The following is a 16580-nucleotide window of genomic DNA, read 5'->3' on the forward strand; positions in this document are numbered from 1 at the left end:
GGAGGCCATCATGCCGTATCATTATGCAAACTCACAATTAAAAATATTTTCACTTAATTCTAATAATCCACTTGCTCAAGAAATTGCGCAAGAAATGGGTGTTGAATTAGGTAAATCTTCTGTGAAGCACTTCAGCGATGGAGAAGTTCAAATTAGCATTGAAGAAAGTATTCGTGGTTGTGATGTGTTTATCGTGCAGTCTACTTCTGCACCTGTAAACGAACATTTAATGGAGCTTTTAATTATGGTAGATGCTGTAAAACGCGCATCTGCTCGTACAGTAAACGTTGTAATGCCTTATTATGGCTATGCTCGTCAGGACCGCAAAGCAAAAGCGCGCGAGCCAATTACAGCTAAATTAGTAGCAAACTTACTTGAAACAGCTGGTGCAACACGTGTTATCGTTTTAGATTTACATGCACCACAAATCCAAGGTTTCTTCGATATTTTAATCGATCACTTGATGGCAGTGCCTTTATTATCTGATTACTTCAAATCAAAAGGTATCCCAGAAGAAGAAATCGTTGTTGTTTCCCCAGACCATGGTGGTGTAACACGTGCTCGTAAAATGGCAGAACGTTTAAAAGCACCTATTGCAATTATTGACAAGCGCCGTCCAAAACCAAATGTTGCAGAAGTAATGAACATTGTTGGTAATGTTGATGGTAAAGTGGCAATCTTGATTGATGATATTATTGACACTGCAGGTACGATTACAATCGGAGCGGATGCATTACGTGCTGCTGGTGCGAAAGAAGTTTATGCTTGCTGCTCTCACCCAGTATTATCAGGACCAGCAATCGAGCGTATCGAAAACTCTTCGATTAAAGAATTAGTTGTAACAAATACAATCCAACTTGCTGAAGATAAAAAATCTCCAAAAATTACAGAGCTTTCAGTAGCTAAATTGATGGCAGATGCAATCTCTCGTGTCTATGAAAATAAATCTGTAAGTACTCTATTTGATTAATATAAATAAATAAATCCCGATATGTGGCTTATTAAGGACAAATCTACGTTTGCAAGTAGATTTGTCCTTTTTTATATACCCTTTTTGTTTGAATTTTCTTATAAAAGGGTATAATAGTAATTGTGACTTAATAATATTTACACTATTTTAAGAGGTTTATCGCCTAAAGTTGGGGATACATTTTGTTAAAACGTATTTTATATGAAAAAGTTGATTCGAATGGAGACTGGGCGACTCCTTGGGGCTCATCGGACGCCCCCAGGAAGCTCTGCTCTGCGCGAAAGCGAAGCGTCAGCGGCAATGTTTTATCTGCGCGAAAGCGAAGCGTCAGCGGCAATGTTTTATCTGCGCGAAAGCGAAGCGTCAGCGGCAAAGCGCCCAGTCGGAACGGAAATCAACCTCACGTTATGATGATGAACCAAAATAGAGGTAAATATTATAATAGCCTTAACAAATGTCATTAATTTTTCAAAGTGACATTAATGATAAGGCGTAAATAATTTTTCTTGGAAGGGGACGTATAGATATGAGTACAGTATTAAGTGTTAAAAAGCGCGAATCTGGGCATCGTTCGACATTAACCCAACTTAGAAAAGGGGGAGCCATTCCTGCGGTTATTTACGGCTATAAATTAGATTCTACCCCAATTTCTATTTCAGCGAAGGAATTCAAAAAATCCATTCAAAAAAATGGGCAAAACGGTGTGTTTTCGATGGAGTTAGACGGGAAAAAAGTGAATGTTGTTGTGTCAGAAATCCAACAATGCTCTCTGAAAGATGAGGTAAATCATGTAGACTTTTTGGCAATTAATATGTCCGAAGCGATAGAAGCTGATGTGTCTATTAGACTTGTTGGAGAGTCAGTTGGTATAAGTGAAGGCGGCATTTTAATGCAGCCTAACTTAGAGGTGAAAATTAAAGTACGGCCGACAGATTTACCAGAAGCTATTGAAGTTGATATCACTAAACTTAAAATTGGTGAATCCATTACGGTGGCAGATATTCGAGATGCAATTGATTTTGATATTATTAGTGAAAATGAGCATATATTGGTAACAATAATGGCTCCAGCTGTTGTCGCTGAAGAGACGGTAGCTAGTGCACAGGAACAAGAGTAAAAAATTTTGATAAGGAAAGGCTACTAAAGAAGGCTAAAACTTCTTTAGTAGCCTTTTGCATTGGTAAAAATTTTTCAGCTTAATTATTTAGAAATATTTCAAATAAAGCATATTAAGAGTTATTCGCACGAAAGCTTTGAGCCTTCTGTCCGCACGAGTCATCGTTCTTTACTACATATGCTACTCAAAACTATTTCTCTCGTATGTATGGTTGAATTGAGGGCTTCTCCAATTATATCAAACTATAATTGAACTTTTAATTTTCAAAAATTGTCCGAAATGCTTTCTTAGTGCATGATATGGTAAAATAATGACTATTAGATTTGAAAGAAGAGGGGTACTTATGAAAATTATCGTTGGTTTAGGGAATCCAGGTAAACCTTATGAGCAGACAAGACATAATATTGGCTTTGATGTTATTGATGCATTAGCTGAAAAATGGGGTACACCTTTAACTAATTCAAAGTTTAACGGTATGTACGCAACGGTACATCGTCCTGAAGGAAAGGTTCTACTTGTTAAACCTTTAACATATATGAATTTATCAGGGGAATGTGTTGGTCCCCTTATGAACTATTTTGATATTGATGTGGAAGAGTTAATTGTTATTTATGACGATTTAGATTTAGAAACAGGTAAATTACGCCTGCGTCAAAAAGGTAGTGCAGGTGGACATAATGGTATTAAATCATTAATTCAGCATTTAGGCACGCAAGAATTTAATCGCATCCGTGTTGGGGTTAATCGCCCGCCAGCTGGTATGAAGGTAGCAGATTACGTGTTATCGAAATTCTCAAAAGAAGATCAAGCTGTCGTTGGGGACGCTATTGAAAAGTGTGTAAATGCTGTAGAAGCATCTCTTTCAAAGCCATTTCTTGATGTGATGAATCACTTTAACGGGTAACCATTAGTTAAAGTTTAATGTGGATATTACAGTTGTCTAGGATGACAATTTAACTTCTTTCAGCAAATGTCTTTTGTAGCGAAAGCGAAGCGTCAGCTACAAATGTCTTTTGTACCGATAGCGTAGCGACAGGTACAGAAGTCTCCAACCTCTGTAGCTGGTGAGATGAATGCGGATTTAAGCTACTTTTCGTGTCCAAACACCCGCTGAAAGAAGTTAAAGCCTCTGGCGGATGTCATGTTTTTTCCTGTGATTACAGCTAACTAAATTGTATCGTATAGTCTTTAACACAATGCAAAAACTATTCTCTATTTTGAAGAAACAATACGCTAAGGCAAAATTGAAAGTGCATAATCTTTTTTGGAAATGTCTATACTTTAAGTAGTAAGTTGCTTAAAGGAGGATGATTTGGAGATGTCAGTTCGCTATCGATGTCGGCATTGTGAAGTAGAAATAGGGACGCTACCATTTGATGCAGATGATACAATTCGAAAACTGCATATTTTAGAATTGGGTGAAGCGGATGATTATGTTGAGAAAGATCGACATGGACAAACGACTGTGCACTGCATTTGTGAGCAATGTGAGGATTCGCTGAGACAATATCCAGATTATCACGCACTCAATAAATGGATTCAATAATTGGAAGGATGCTTTGGCGCACATCGCGTGCGTTCAAAGCTTTTTCCGTTTAAAAAATAATAAAATAAAGATGCGTATTATAGTACTAGATTACTAGTAATGGCGAATAGAATTATGCGCTGAAAGGAGCTTTTGACTTTGGAAGTTTTACGACAGCTTGTGACGCAGGACAAACATATCACATCATTTTTACAGGAGATTCAGAGCGGTCATACTGCATCACAGCTTATTACAGGATTAACTGGAAGCGCGCGCCCGGTAATGGTCGATGCGTTATTTGAATATGTAAAAAAACCTATCTATATTGTATCTCCTAACCTATTGCAGGCACAAAAAATGGCCGACGAGCTTGTGGGACTTTTAGGTGAGGAGCATGTTCATTATTATCCTGCCGATGAGTTTATTGCCGCAGATTTGTCTGTTGCCTCTCCAGAGTTACGTGCTGAGCGTATTGCAACCCTTGATTGCCTAGCTAGAGGTGAAAAAGCTGTTTATGTGATACCAGTTGCGGGCTTACGCAAAATAATGCAGCCTAAGGGGCATTGGCTACAATATTTTTTACAAATAGCAGTAGGTGAGGAAATTCAAATTGATGAATGGCTGCAAACGTTAGTAGAGATGGGCTACGTACGTAATTCAATGGTGACTACACCTGGAGAATTCGCGCTACGTGGCGGCATATTAGATATTTATCCTCCATATCTAGAGTCGCCGATTCGTATAGAGTTATTTGATACCGAAGTGGACTCAATTCGAACATTTTCTGCGGACGATCAACGTTCAATTGATAAATTGCAGAAAGTTCGTATCCTACCCGCGTCAGAAGTTATTTTGACAAAGGAAGAAAGAATGGCATTGGCAGGTCGTTTAGAAGCTGCATTAGCGACAAGCTTAAAGAAAGTCAAAAAACAGGAGACTAAGGAGCTACTGTATCAGCATATTCAATATGATATTGAATTGTTACAGCAAGGGAATTTACCAGACTACGTAAATAAATATGGCTCGTTATTGTATGAGAAAACAGCATATTTGGGAGATTATTTTGCGCATGATGGCATTGTGCTGTTTGATGAGCTCGGACGTATTCAGGAGGTTATGGATGCCTGGGAGCGTGAAGAGGATGAATGGTTTTTATCGCTAATTGAAGAAGGTAAAATGGTGCATGATGTAAAGCCGGCATTCTCTTTGAAAGAAATTCTAGCAATGCTGTCTCAGCAAAAACTATATTTCTCATTATTTTCACGAACATTTGCGGGTGTAACCTTTAATAAGACGACAAACTTTTCTTGTAAACCAATGCAGCAATTCCATGGCCAAATGTCATTATTACAAAGTGAGGTTGAACGCTGGCTACTTGGTAAATTTACAGTACTAATTGTTGCGCGAGATAAAGATCGTGTTAAACGTGTACAGCAAATGCTTGAGGAGTATGATATCCATACGACAATTGGTGATCCGACAGAATCGGGTATTTATATTGTAGATGGCACGTTGTCCAATGGCTTTGAATTACCGCTACAACGTTTGGTGATTGTGACCGAGGATGAACTATTTAAACAACAGGCGAAGAAAAAAGCGCGTCCTCAAAAAATGACCAACGCAGAACGTATTAAAAGCTATACAGAAATTAAACCTGGCGATTATGTTGTACATGTACATCATGGTATTGGTAAATATATTGGTGTAGAAACGTTAGAGGTAAATGGTACACATAAGGATTACTTACACATTCGATACCGCGCAGATGATAAGTTATATGTACCAGTAGAGCAAATAGATTTAATTCAAAAATATGTGGCATCTGAAGACCGTGAACCGAAGCTACATAAACTAGGTGGAGCAGAGTGGAAAAAAGCCAAAGCAAAAGTATCCTCTGCTGTGCAAGATATTGCTGATGATTTAATTAAACTGTATGCGAAACGTGAAGCAGAGAAGGGCCATGCATTTGCGATTGACAACGATGATCAGCGCAATTTTGAGGCTTCATTCCCTTATGAAGAAACAGAAGATCAGCTACGTTCAATTATTGAAGTAAAACGCGATATGGAGCGTGAACGCCCTATGGATCGTCTTGTATGTGGAGACGTAGGGTATGGTAAAACGGAGGTAGCGATTCGTGCTGCATTTAAAGCAATTCAAGATGGCAAGCAAGTAGCGTTCCTTGTGCCGACAACGATTTTAGCGCAGCAACATTACGAAACGATTCGTGAGCGGTTCCAAGACTTTGCTATTAATGTAGGCCTCTTGTCTCGTTTCCGTACAAAAAAAGAGCAAACAGCGACGTTAAAGGGTCTAAAAGAAGGGCAAGTTGATATTGTCATTGGAACGCATCGAATTTTATCTAAAGATTTATTATTCCAAGATCTTGGACTGCTAATTGTTGATGAGGAGCAACGTTTTGGTGTAACGCATAAGGAAAAAATTAAACAACTAAAAACGAATGTTGATGTATTAACGCTAACGGCAACTCCGATTCCAAGAACTCTTCATATGTCGATGGTAGGTGTTCGTGATTTATCGGTAATAGAAACCCCGCCAGCAAACCGTTTCCCTGTGCAAACCTATGTAATGGAGCATAGCGGTGCATTAGTGCGAGAAGCTATTGAGAGAGAAATGGCGCGTGGTGGTCAAGTATTCTACTTATACAATCGTGTAGAAGATATGGCCCGTAAAGTTGATGAAATTCAAATGCTTGTCCCAGAAGCACGTGTTGGGCATGCACACGGTAAAATGACGGAATCAGAATTAGAATCTGTCATATTAGCCTTTTTAGAAGGTGACTATGATGTACTTGTGACGACAACCATTATCGAGACGGGTGTGGATATACCAAATGTGAACACATTGATTGTTCACGATGCTGATCGAATGGGCTTAGCGCAGCTTTATCAATTGCGTGGCCGTGTTGGGCGTTCAAATAGGGTGGCATATGCATACTTTATGTATCAACGTGATAAAGTTCTTACAGATGTGGCTGAGCAACGATTACAGGCGATTAAAGAATTCACAGAGTTAGGTTCAGGCTTTAAAATTGCTATGCGTGACTTATCTATTCGTGGTGCTGGTAACCTACTTGGAGCACAACAGCATGGCTTTATTGATTCTGTCGGTTTTGACTTGTATTCACAAATGCTGGAAGAGGCGATTGCTGAGCGTCAAACAGGTGTGAAAAAAGAAGAGAAGCCTGACATTGAAATTTTATTGAGTGTTGATGCGTATATCCCGGATGTATACATTCCTGACGGCTATCAAAAAATTCAAATGTATAAACGTATTAAAGCAATGGATCAAGTAGAGGAGTACAGCGAAATCATGGAGGAATTAGAGGATCGCTTCGGTGATCTTCCGATTGAAACCGAGCGCTTACTGCGAATTGCACGTATGAAGGTATGGGGCCTAGGTGCAGGCGTAATATCTGTGAAAGAAAAGCAAAAGGTCATCACAATATTGTTGACTGAAGAAGGTACAGCACAAGTTGATGGCGGTAAAGTTGTTGAAGAATCCATGAAATTTGAGCGTGCCGTCGGTTTTGGGATGGATAGTATGCAATTGAAATTAACGATTGATGAACGAAAATGTGGAAAATATCAACCCTTTGATATTTTAGAAGAAATGATGCAAATTATTGCTAAAGCAAAAAAACAGCAATAGAAGAAAAGCTGATCTTACCTCTCGAGGGTAATGATCAGCTTTTCTTGTTTAGTAGGGCTCTTCTGCAAAACGAGAAAAGCTGATTATAGCTCTTAAGGATAATGATCGGCAACGAGCGTCGAAATGTCAAAATTGAATTGGTTATTATCGCTCAATAAATTTTTTCAGAAATCATTTATAGAAATTTGTTCTGTGGTTAATCTAAGATAACAAGTGTTGATTAGGAAAATATAGGTTTATTATTGAGCGATAAAAGGATTTTTTTATTGATATTTTGCTTATGTGTGCCCATTTTTTCTGATTGTAGCGAAGGGCTACTCGAGTGTTCCTGTCGCTTCGCTTTCGTCGCAGAGCAAAGCTTCCCGCGGGAAAGCGAGTAGCCCGTAGCGGAAATCAGCGCCTTCTAATTAATTAGGATGGATAAAAATGGTTAATCAACACACCTGCTAAGATAAGTGATTGAAGTTAAAATTCTACATGCAAAAGTATTTAAAGCACAATTTGGGCTTTCAAGGTTTTTAAAAAAATATTGTTGGCTGTGAAATCCTTTTTCTTCAGTTTTTGCATAGATTGCTTCATAAAAAACCATACTATAGTTGAATAAAAATTTCATTGTAGCGAAAGCGAGGCATTAAGAATGAAGGCAACAGGAATTGTTCGTCGTATTGATGATTTAGGGCGTGTGGTTATTCCAAAAGAAATTCGTAGGACGCTGCGTATTCGTGAGGGTGACCCGCTAGAAATTTATACAGACCGCGAAGGCGAAGTCATTTTAAAGAAATATTCTCCAATAAATGACCTGGGGGAATTTGCAAGAGAATATGTTGAAACATTGTATGAGACATTAGGTACTCCAGCATTTGTAACTGACCGAGATGAAGTAATTGCTGTCTCAGGAATCGGTAAGAAAGAGTATATTAATCGTCGTATTACATCCTTTGCGGAAAGTTTTATGGACGAGCGGTCAACAAAAATAGAAAAAATGGAAACAACTATAGAGATTGTTCCTGGACAATATGAGCAAGTAAAGTCATATTGTGCAACGCCTATTATGGTGAATGGGGATCCAATCGGCTGTATTATCGTTTTATCTAAGGTACATTTTGTCGGTGAGGTTGAAGTAAAAGTTGCGGAAACAGCTGCTAGTTTCTTAGCTAAACAAATGAATAGTTGATAAAAATTTAAAGTTATTGCGCTGACCTTTTAGGCTGAACAATAACTTTTTTTTCGTACATAGTTGTATACAGAATATTTATCCCGCATTAACGGGCAGTAATTTATCTGTACCGAAAGTGGAGAAGTAAGGGGGGAGATCAACTGCCCGTAAAAGCCCGTGAAAACTAATAATCAGTGGAAACCCCCACTGATTAAAATTTCACTTTATGGTGGTGCTATCGAGAGCGTCAAACTTTTGAGGTATGCTATACTATTGGCATTGTTATAGAAGGAAAGAGGGCAATTTATGTCGGAACGTTTTGGCATGAAAAGCTACATGAAGGGCGCGGCCTTACTTACAATTGCTGCTCTTATTGTGAAGGTTCTTAGTGCAATTTATCGTGTGCCTTTTCAAAATCTTGTTGGTGATGAAGGGTTTTATATTTACCAGCAGGTGTATCCAATTATATCTATTTTTGTCGTATGGACATCGAGTGGCTTTGCAGTAGCCATTTCTAAAATGTTAGCAGATAATGATTGTATTTTAGACCCACTGGAGCGAAATCAGAAACGGAGCAGTACTATGCGTATTGTTTTTCGTTATTTAACAGTACTGTCGTTGTTGTTTTTTGCTGTTTTATTTGGAGGTGCTGAAATACTTGCACAGCTCATGGGTGATACTCAACTAGCGCCTTTAATACGGACTGGTTCATTTATAGTGCTTGTCATGCCAGCTCTTGCTATTTTAAAGGGCGGCTTCCAATCAAGAGGCATTATGGAGCCGATTGCTTACGCACAAGTCCTTGAACAGGCTGTTAGAGTATCTGTCATTTTAGCAGGTACATTTATCATTATGACGACGACAAAATCGCTATATAGTGCTGGACAAATGGCCATTATAGGTACAGTCATTGGTGAAGTTGTAGGCTTTTTATTACTTGCGTTTATCTTTAAAAAACGTTTTGGCCTATTTAAAGACAAGAAGCAACAGCAACGTATCGAAAGTTTTCCCGTTATTAAAGAGGTAACATTGCTAAGCTTAAGTGTAAGCATGAGTGGCCTATTATTGTTAGGCTATCAGCTAGTTGATTCCTTTACTATTTATTCACTATTAATCGAAGGTGGAATGGAACAGACGATAGCTAAGGAAACAAAAGGTATTTATGACCGTGGGCAGCCACTGGTACAGCTCGGAGTTGTCATTGCTTCTTCACTTTCACTCGCTATTGTGCCTCTTGTTGCACATATGAACAAAAAACAAGAAGGCCGTAGCGCAATACCGTTTATTCAGCTAACGTATAGAGCGTCTGTATTATTTGGATGGGCAGCATCTCTAGGTTTAATACTCATTATGCCTTATATTAATGCAATGCTCTTTAAAACAGATGCGCTGTCGGAAGTGCTTATGATATATGTGTTACAGATTGTTCCTTTGTCAATTATTTTGACATTTACAGCTATTCTGCAAGGTTATGGAAAATTAAAAAAGCCAGCTTTATTTTTGATTGTAGGTTTTATATTAAAAATAATATTGAATGTGCTGACAATTAATTTATTTGGTGTATTAGGTGCGGCCATTGCTAACAATTTGGGTCTATTGTTTACAGCACTGATGCTTGTTTTCTATTTAAAGAAAATGACGGCTATTCAATTAGCGCCAGCAAGTTTTTACAAAAAAATTGGTGTTGCATCATTCAGCATGGCAGCTGTAATACTAGTTTGGCTACAGTTTGTACCAACGTTATTAAACCAATATCTATCACCTCGATTTGTCGCAGTGATAGCAAGTTTAACGGCCGTGTGTTTAGGAGCATTTGTAATGATTACAGTAATTGCAAAGTTACGAGTGCTTGCTGAAAAAGAGTGGTACTTACTGCCGTTTGGGCGCAGAATGGCTGTTTATCAATTATGGTTAAATCGGAAGAAGTAGGTGGATTGATTGAATACTTTAACAGTTATAGGATTAGGTGCAGGTGACTTTAATCAGCTGCAAATGGGTGTCTATAAAAAATTAAAGGCAGCTAGAAAATTATATGTTCGAACAGTGGATCATCCTGTATTAGATGAATTGTCAACGGAGGGCTTACAATTTGAAAGCTTTGACGGTGTTTATGAAAAATATAATTCATTCCAGCCTGTGTATGAAGAAATTGCAGAAAAGCTTGTGACTGCGGCAGCAATTGAAGATGTGATGTACGCTGTACCAGGACATCCACTTGTTGCAGAGCAGACTGTACAATTGCTTATTGCAGCTGCGGATGAGGGGAAAGTAAATTTAGTCATTGAAGGTGGGCAAAGTTTCTTAGATCCAATTTTTGGCGCGTTGAAAATTGATCCAATTGAGGGCTTTCAACTACTTGATGGCACTAGCTTTTCTATGCATGACATCAACATGCGTCAACATATTTTAATAGCCCAAGTATATGATTCATTCAGTGCATCAGAAGTAAAGCTAACGTTAATGGAGAAATACGATGACGAATACCCTGTTACAGTTGTTACAGCAGCGGGCTCGTCACAGGAAAAGCTGGTGACAGTACCACTTTATGAACTTGACCAAAGCGTTGAGGTGAACAATTTAACAACGGTATATGTACCACCTGTGAAATCACAAGAAGAGGCATTACGAGACTGGACAACCTTCCGTCAAATTATTGCTATTTTACGAGGTCCGAATGGCTGTCCGTGGGATCAAAAGCAAACGCATGAATCGCTGAAAAAGTATTTACTAGAAGAAGCACACGAATATTTGGCAGCAGTGGATGCAGAGGATGACTTTGCGATGATCGAGGAGCTTGGAGATGTACTATTACAAGTATTCCTTCATGCACAAATCGGAGAAGATCAAGGCTACTTTACGTTGGAGGATGTTTTAGCTTCAATTAGTGAAAAAATGATTCGTCGACATCCGCATGTATTTGGAGATGTATCGGTGGAAGATGCAGAGGGAGTTGTAGCCAATTGGGAAGTTATAAAAGCAGAAGAAAAGGGTATAAGTGATAAGCCGCTATTAAAAGAGGAATATCGGGCTTCCTCTGCTCTACAAACAGCGTATAATTATCAAAAAAGAGCTGCAAAGGTAGGATTTGATTGGCCTGATGTGGATGGTGCATGGGACAAGTTTGCAGAGGAGTGGCAGGAATTTCGTCATGAGGTGACGAATGGTACAAATACGTCACGTCTTGATGAATTTGGAGATGTATTGTTCACACTTGTGAATTTAGCACGTTTCTACAAGCTATCTCCAGAAGAGGCTATGTTACATGCGAATGAGAAGTTTGCGAGACGCTTTGGATATGTGGAAGCGAAGGTAAAGGAAAGTGGAAAGCCGTTTTCTGATTATACATTAGAACAATTAGATGCTTTCTGGAATGAAGCGAAGCAGCTAGAAAAGGAGTAAAAATATGCGATTAGATAAATTTTTAAAAGTATCACGTTTAATTAAGCGTCGTACATTAGCAAAAGAAGTGGCAGACCAAGGTCGTATTACGATAAACGGTAAAGTAGCAAAGGCTAGTAGTACTGTTAAAGCAGGCGATGAGCTAGCCATACGTTTTGGGCAAAAAATTGTGACAGCACGTGTAGAAGAATTACGTGATACTGTGAAAAAAGAAGATGCAGCAAAAATGTTTACTATTCTGAAAGAAGAGCGTCTAGAAAAAATTGATCCTGAATTTATTGATGACGAGGACTAATAAAACTTAACAGCACCTTAACAATATATGTAAGAGTCTTCTGAAGTTGTCGCTTTGCTTTTGCTATAAATATGCTGAGTGGGGATAAAAGTGTACAACTTTAATAAAGTTGTCATGCTTTTAAGGTTGTCCGCATAAAGTGAACAGAAGCTAGGACGACTAAAGGAGGAAGAAAATGACGCTACATCAAGAAAGTAATCGTTACACAATTCCATCTGGAGAGCATATTTTAACGATTCGTAATCGTAAAAGAATGGACATGACTTCTGTAAAATCAATTGAACGCTTTGATCAGGAAGAGTTTTTCATCAAGACGTCCCAAGGGCATTTGTTAATCCGTGGAGAGGAACTGCATATCGTTCATTTAGATGTTGACAAAGGGTTATTGACACTCGAAGGAACTGTAAAAACCTTACAGTATGACGAGGAGGAAAGTGGCTTCTCGAAAGGTTTCCTTCATAAATTGTTTGGATGATTGTCAGTGAACAATTTGTTCAGCTATTAGTCATGGTTTTGAGCGGTATAGCAGTCGGGTTCATTATTGATAGTGTAAGGCTCATTGTTTTTTCAACTCCAAAAAGGTCAAGCCTTCGAAGATGGACAATGGTATTTGAATTACTTACTTGGATTCTACTTGGAGGCCTGACATACTATTTATTATTTTGGCTGAAGGATGGCGCTTGGCGGGCTTATGACCCGCTAGCGCAAATAGCCGGAATTTTTTTGTATCAAACGTTTTTTCAAACTTTTTTACGTTTCGTCGCAAGGGTTGTGGTGAATATAACATGGAGACCCTTGTGGTTCATCGTACGAATAATAATTGCTATCATTCGACAAATTTTGAATATATTGATAAATATTGGATCGTTTGTTTTAAGACCTTTTGTCAAAATTTATTCGTATTTGTCCTACACTTTTTTAAAAAAATTCCGATTTATCAAGTATAATAAAAGACAACAATAATTTTCGGAGGTGCGGGCATGACTAGACGTCGTTCATCAAATGATGACCAACAAAACTTTACTAAACTTGATAATGACTATGTCCGTAACACGGATAAAGCTATAAATCGTAAAATGCAAGCGCGGAAACGAAAAATGCGCCGTATTGTCTTTTTTGCGATTGTGCCAGTCGGTATTATTGCCTTTCTCTTCAATATACTTTCGCATCAAAATGAAACGCTAGCTACGAAAGAGCTGAAAAAGGATGAAGCGAATCAGCATCTCTCTGAATTGAATGACGAACGAGATTCATTAAATCTTAAAATTAAACAGTTAGAAGATGATGAATACATCGCGAAGTTATTACGCAAAGATTATTTCTTATCCGAAGAAGGTGAAATTATTTTCATAATACCGGAAGAGAAAGATAAAAAGGACGAAATACCACAAAAGAAAGATAAAAAAGACGACTGAAAAGCTATGTATTGTTGACACTCTTTTTTAGTTATATATAATGAAAAGAGAAACTTATTGCAGTAAAAAGTTTGATTAAATTGATTACATGACTCAAATGAGTCGCTTAATTTTTAAGGAGGAGCATTTTTTTTATGTCAATTGAAGTAGGCAGCAAGGTACAAGGTAAAGTAACAGGAATCACAAATTTTGGAGCATTCGTTGAGCTGCCAGATGGCAAAACAGGCTTAGTACACATCAGTGAAGTTGCTGACAATTATGTAAAAGATATCAATGAGCATCTAAAAGTTGGAGATGAAGTTGAAGTAAAAGTGATGAATGTTGAAGCGGACGGAAAGATCGGTCTTTCAATCCGTAAAGCAAAGCCTCAAGCAGAGAGACCAGAGAGACCAGAGCGTCCAGCACGTCCACGTCGCGATAATCGTTCTAATGATCGCAACGATCGTCATCAGCCAAAAGAGAATTTTGAGCAAAAAATGGCTCGTTTCTTAAAAGATAGTGATGAACGCCTAGCAACACTTAAACGTGCTACAGAGTCAAAACGCGGTGGTCGCGGAGCTAGAAGAGGGTAGTTTGCTGACTGTTTTAATCGTAGAAAAAGTGTATTAAATAGAGTTGGGATTAGCTTTTTAATAAAGCTAATCCCTTTTTTTAACTTATTTCAGCAAATGTCTTATGTATCGAAAGCGTAGCGACAGGTAAAAATGAATGCGGGTCTAAGTTACTTTTCAGCGGGTGTACAAACATCCGCCGAAAGAAGTTAAAGCCTCTGGCGGATGTCACGGAAATCGGAAAGGAGTGCTTAAAAAGGATGTTAGCCTAAAATCATCGCATCCATGCGATAACGGCTAACTGACCTGCATCATGAATCCTTGCATACTTCTCATCTACCTATAAGTCATAATAACAAGGATCTATGAAACTTCCTACAACGTGGATGTCGGTCTTTTTTTCTTTTTAGGAGCTGGCACTGGTGCTTGTTCAGTAGGCGCTTCTGAAGACTTTTCGACTGGGTAAACAACCATTTTGACAAGTAAAAACACACCATATACACTAACCGCTAGTCCAGTGAGGAGTAAAAAAATTTGTACAGCAAATGGTAAATTAATAAGAATGGATACGAGAATAATCATAGAGCCACTTCCACAAATTAAAGCAGCTTTTGTTAATGAACTCAAAGGAAATAAACCTCCTAGTTTACAGATTTTCCAAACGAGAAAGCCCATGCAGGGTGTAGCCCGTCTTTAGACATGGGATGAAAGTGAGGTCAGACAAGAGGTACCTTAATTGTCTGAAAGGGTGTTATACTTCATGTATAGACAAGTAAAAGTCTATAAAATACGCTCGTTCATTGAAAATTGGATATTGTATAAGGTTCGATAGCCTAATTCATGCTATCGGTAAAACAATATGTGTCGTCATGAAAAAGACGCTAAAACATATCGAACGAACCAACTATACGCTATGGTAACAGTAGCGTAGCCCTATCTGCTATATGCACTGGATAGGGAGAGGTAATGGGATACCCCAATCTTGAGAGCTGTTCAAAACAGAAATGGACTGCGAACGCTTAGTTACTCAGGAATCCCACTGACATTAGTCAGCTTGTCCCTTTATGGGTGGGAGTCTCAAACGTTCTTTTCATTATTAGTATGCCATATTTTTTGCCTCATCACCATATGGGTGATTTCCGTTCCGACAGGGCGCTTTCATGGGCCGCTTGGGCAACAAATGTTTTTTGTGCGAAAGCAACAACAACACGATGTTGGTCACGAAGTTTATTTTTGTAGACAGAAAAAAACAAAGTAAATATGGCATTTCTAGTATGCTTATAATTTAAAAGGCTGCTGCACTATTCTATTAACCGCAAAAAAATAGGCGCCTCAGAAATAATTCTGAGACGCCTATTTGAGATGACCCCTACGGGATTCGAACCCGTGTTACCGCCGTGAAAGGGCGGTGTCTTAACCACTTGACCAAGGGGCCTACTATGGTGGCGGCCGAGGGGATCGAACCCCCGACCTTACGGGTATGAACCGTACGCTCTAGCCAGCTGAGCTAGGCCGCCGTGACAATTATGGAGCGGAAGACGAGGTTCGAACTCGCGACCCCCACCTTGGCAAGGTGGTGTTCTACCACTGAACTACTTCCGCATTTCGTTTTAAGCAACAAGATAAATAATACAAGCCATTGTTCCTAACGTCAAGTAGTTTTTTGAAAAAAATTAATAAAAATATATAGTTTTATTAATTATTTAAAGATTTGCTAACAAAAAGAGGGAGTATTATCTTTTGATAGCTCATCACCATAACGTGTGGTTGATTTCCGTTTCGACTAGGCGCTTTGTAGCTGCCGCTTTGCTTTCGCTACAGAAAACATTTGCCGCTGACGCTTCGCTTTCGCGCAGATAAAACATTGTTGCTGCCGCTACGCTTTCGCACAGAAAACATCCGCTTCGCTGCAGGGTCTCGTCTGTGACGCTAATCCCCAAGGAGTCGCCCGGTCGGAACGAAGATCAACTCTTATCAAAGGTGTTTGGACTCACTGAAAAGGAACCACATCTTCACCCATCTCACCACCTTCAAAGGTAGGAGTCTTCTACTGAATGAAGATAAATGGCATACGTTTTAACAAATGTTATCCACAAATTTTGGTGATGATCCCTTTTAATGGGGAATTTATCAAACTTTTTGTTCTTAAGTAGAAAAGTATCAGCATAACTGCTGACTATAGTATTTTGACGAAATAGGGAACATCGATCAATGAAAAAGAAAAGGTAGAAAGGGCACTAGACCTCTCATGGCATAGATTTTGTAACGTATCTTATGTAACGACAGTGGAACTGATTTGCGTAAATTTTCGGAATTTTAAAAACTAATTACATAGAAAGCGATGTTTCTAAGCTTGTACAGCTTATCGTTTTTGTAGAAATTGTTGCCATTTCTCGTATTTATGTATATGTATTCGTCGAAATCTTTATATTTTTTTTAGTCACAGTCAGACAATCTTTCCGCACATAATTTTTTATAAT

The 16580-nt window shown here is 38.6% G+C and carries 16 protein-coding genes and 3 tRNA genes; 14 read left to right on the forward strand and 5 right to left on the reverse strand.

The features are described from left to right. Positions 1–10 precede the first annotated feature (10 nt). The 14 genes from FJQ98_RS00370 (at position 11) to FJQ98_RS00435 (ending at position 14121) form a co-directional block, all read left to right on the forward strand. Positions 11–970 (forward strand): ribose-phosphate diphosphokinase, encoded by a 960-nt coding sequence (locus FJQ98_RS00370; RefSeq protein ID WP_053594109.1) that lies wholly within the window; start codon positions 11–13, stop codon positions 968–970. Between the two features lie 201 nt (positions 971–1171). Next, on the forward strand, positions 1172–1381 hold the full coding sequence (locus tag FJQ98_RS00375; protein WP_201406594.1) for a hypothetical protein: 210 nt from the start codon (positions 1172–1174) through the stop codon (positions 1379–1381). Positions 1382–1496: 115 nt separating this feature from the next. Continuing rightward, positions 1497–2087 carry a 50S ribosomal protein L25/general stress protein Ctc gene (locus FJQ98_RS00380; protein WP_053594111.1) on the forward strand — a complete coding sequence of 197 codons (591 nt, stop codon included), beginning with the start codon at positions 1497–1499 and terminating at the stop codon, positions 2085–2087. 343 nt (positions 2088–2430) lie between these two features. Then, a complete protein-coding gene (gene pth, locus FJQ98_RS00385; protein ID WP_053594112.1) occupies positions 2431–2991 on the forward strand; it encodes an aminoacyl-tRNA hydrolase in 561 nt (186 codons plus the stop codon). Positions 2992–3405: 414 nt separating this feature from the next. Then, complete coding sequence (locus FJQ98_RS00390) at positions 3406–3633, forward strand: anti-sigma-F factor Fin (protein ID WP_053594113.1); 228 nt, start codon at positions 3406–3408, stop codon at positions 3631–3633. A gap of 138 nt (positions 3634–3771) precedes the next feature. Beyond that, positions 3772–7284 carry a transcription-repair coupling factor gene (mfd, locus tag FJQ98_RS00395; RefSeq protein WP_053594114.1) on the forward strand — a complete coding sequence of 1171 codons (3513 nt, stop codon included), beginning with the start codon at positions 3772–3774 and terminating at the stop codon, positions 7282–7284. A 637-nt stretch (positions 7285–7921) separates the two neighbouring features. After that, the gene (gene spoVT / locus FJQ98_RS00400; RefSeq protein ID WP_053594115.1) at positions 7922–8458 is read left to right on the forward strand and encodes a stage V sporulation protein T; all 537 of its coding nucleotides are present in this window, start codon (positions 7922–7924) and stop codon (positions 8456–8458) included. Positions 8459–8746: 288 nt separating this feature from the next. Continuing rightward, positions 8747–10369: a putative polysaccharide biosynthesis protein gene (locus FJQ98_RS00405; RefSeq protein ID WP_053594116.1), complete on the forward strand. Its 1623-nt coding sequence runs from the start codon at positions 8747–8749 to the stop codon at positions 10367–10369. A gap of 9 nt (positions 10370–10378) precedes the next feature. After that, entirely contained in the window at positions 10379–11839 is a 1461-nt protein-coding gene (yabN, locus tag FJQ98_RS00410) for a bifunctional methyltransferase/pyrophosphohydrolase YabN (RefSeq protein WP_053594117.1), read from the forward strand. 4 nt (positions 11840–11843) lie between these two features. After that, positions 11844–12134 carry an RNA-binding S4 domain-containing protein gene (locus FJQ98_RS00415; protein WP_053594118.1) on the forward strand — a complete coding sequence of 97 codons (291 nt, stop codon included), beginning with the start codon at positions 11844–11846 and terminating at the stop codon, positions 12132–12134. A gap of 175 nt (positions 12135–12309) precedes the next feature. Continuing rightward, positions 12310–12609 carry a sporulation protein YabP gene (yabP, locus tag FJQ98_RS00420; protein ID WP_004229167.1) on the forward strand — a complete coding sequence of 100 codons (300 nt, stop codon included), beginning with the start codon at positions 12310–12312 and terminating at the stop codon, positions 12607–12609. Continuing rightward, positions 12606–13097 carry a spore cortex biosynthesis protein YabQ gene (gene yabQ / locus FJQ98_RS00425; protein ID WP_053594119.1) on the forward strand — a complete coding sequence of 164 codons (492 nt, stop codon included), beginning with the start codon at positions 12606–12608 and terminating at the stop codon, positions 13095–13097. Before yabP ends, yabQ begins: the two co-directional genes overlap by 4 nt. A gap of 17 nt (positions 13098–13114) precedes the next feature. Beyond that, entirely contained in the window at positions 13115–13549 is a 435-nt protein-coding gene (locus FJQ98_RS00430) for an FtsB family cell division protein (RefSeq protein ID WP_053594120.1), read from the forward strand. 134 nt (positions 13550–13683) lie between these two features. Then, positions 13684–14121 (forward strand): S1 domain-containing RNA-binding protein, encoded by a 438-nt coding sequence (locus FJQ98_RS00435; RefSeq protein ID WP_008180281.1) that lies wholly within the window; start codon positions 13684–13686, stop codon positions 14119–14121. Positions 14122–14475: 354 nt separating this feature from the next. Here the strand turns inward: FJQ98_RS00435 and FJQ98_RS00440 are convergent, their stop codons facing one another. The 5 genes from FJQ98_RS00440 to FJQ98_RS00460 all read right to left on the reverse strand — a co-directional run bounded on the left by FJQ98_RS00440 (position 14476) and on the right by FJQ98_RS00460 (position 16040). Beyond that, entirely contained in the window at positions 14476–14727 is a 252-nt protein-coding gene (locus FJQ98_RS00440; protein WP_053594121.1) for a hypothetical protein, read from the reverse strand. A gap of 736 nt (positions 14728–15463) precedes the next feature. After that, positions 15464–15535, reverse strand: a tRNA-Glu gene (locus FJQ98_RS00445). Between the two features lie 5 nt (positions 15536–15540). After that, positions 15541–15617, reverse strand: a tRNA-Met gene (locus tag FJQ98_RS00450). 10 nt (positions 15618–15627) lie between these two features. Beyond that, positions 15628–15702, reverse strand: a tRNA-Gly gene (locus FJQ98_RS00455). A 149-nt stretch (positions 15703–15851) separates the two neighbouring features. After that, positions 15852–16040: a hypothetical protein gene (locus FJQ98_RS00460; RefSeq protein WP_143114703.1), complete on the reverse strand. Its 189-nt coding sequence runs from the start codon at positions 16038–16040 to the stop codon at positions 15852–15854. Between the last annotated feature and the right edge of the window lie 540 nt (positions 16041–16580).

It is taken from the genome of Lysinibacillus agricola (genome assembly GCF_016638705.1).
Lineage (GTDB): Bacteria > Bacillota > Bacilli > Bacillales_A > Planococcaceae > Lysinibacillus > Lysinibacillus agricola.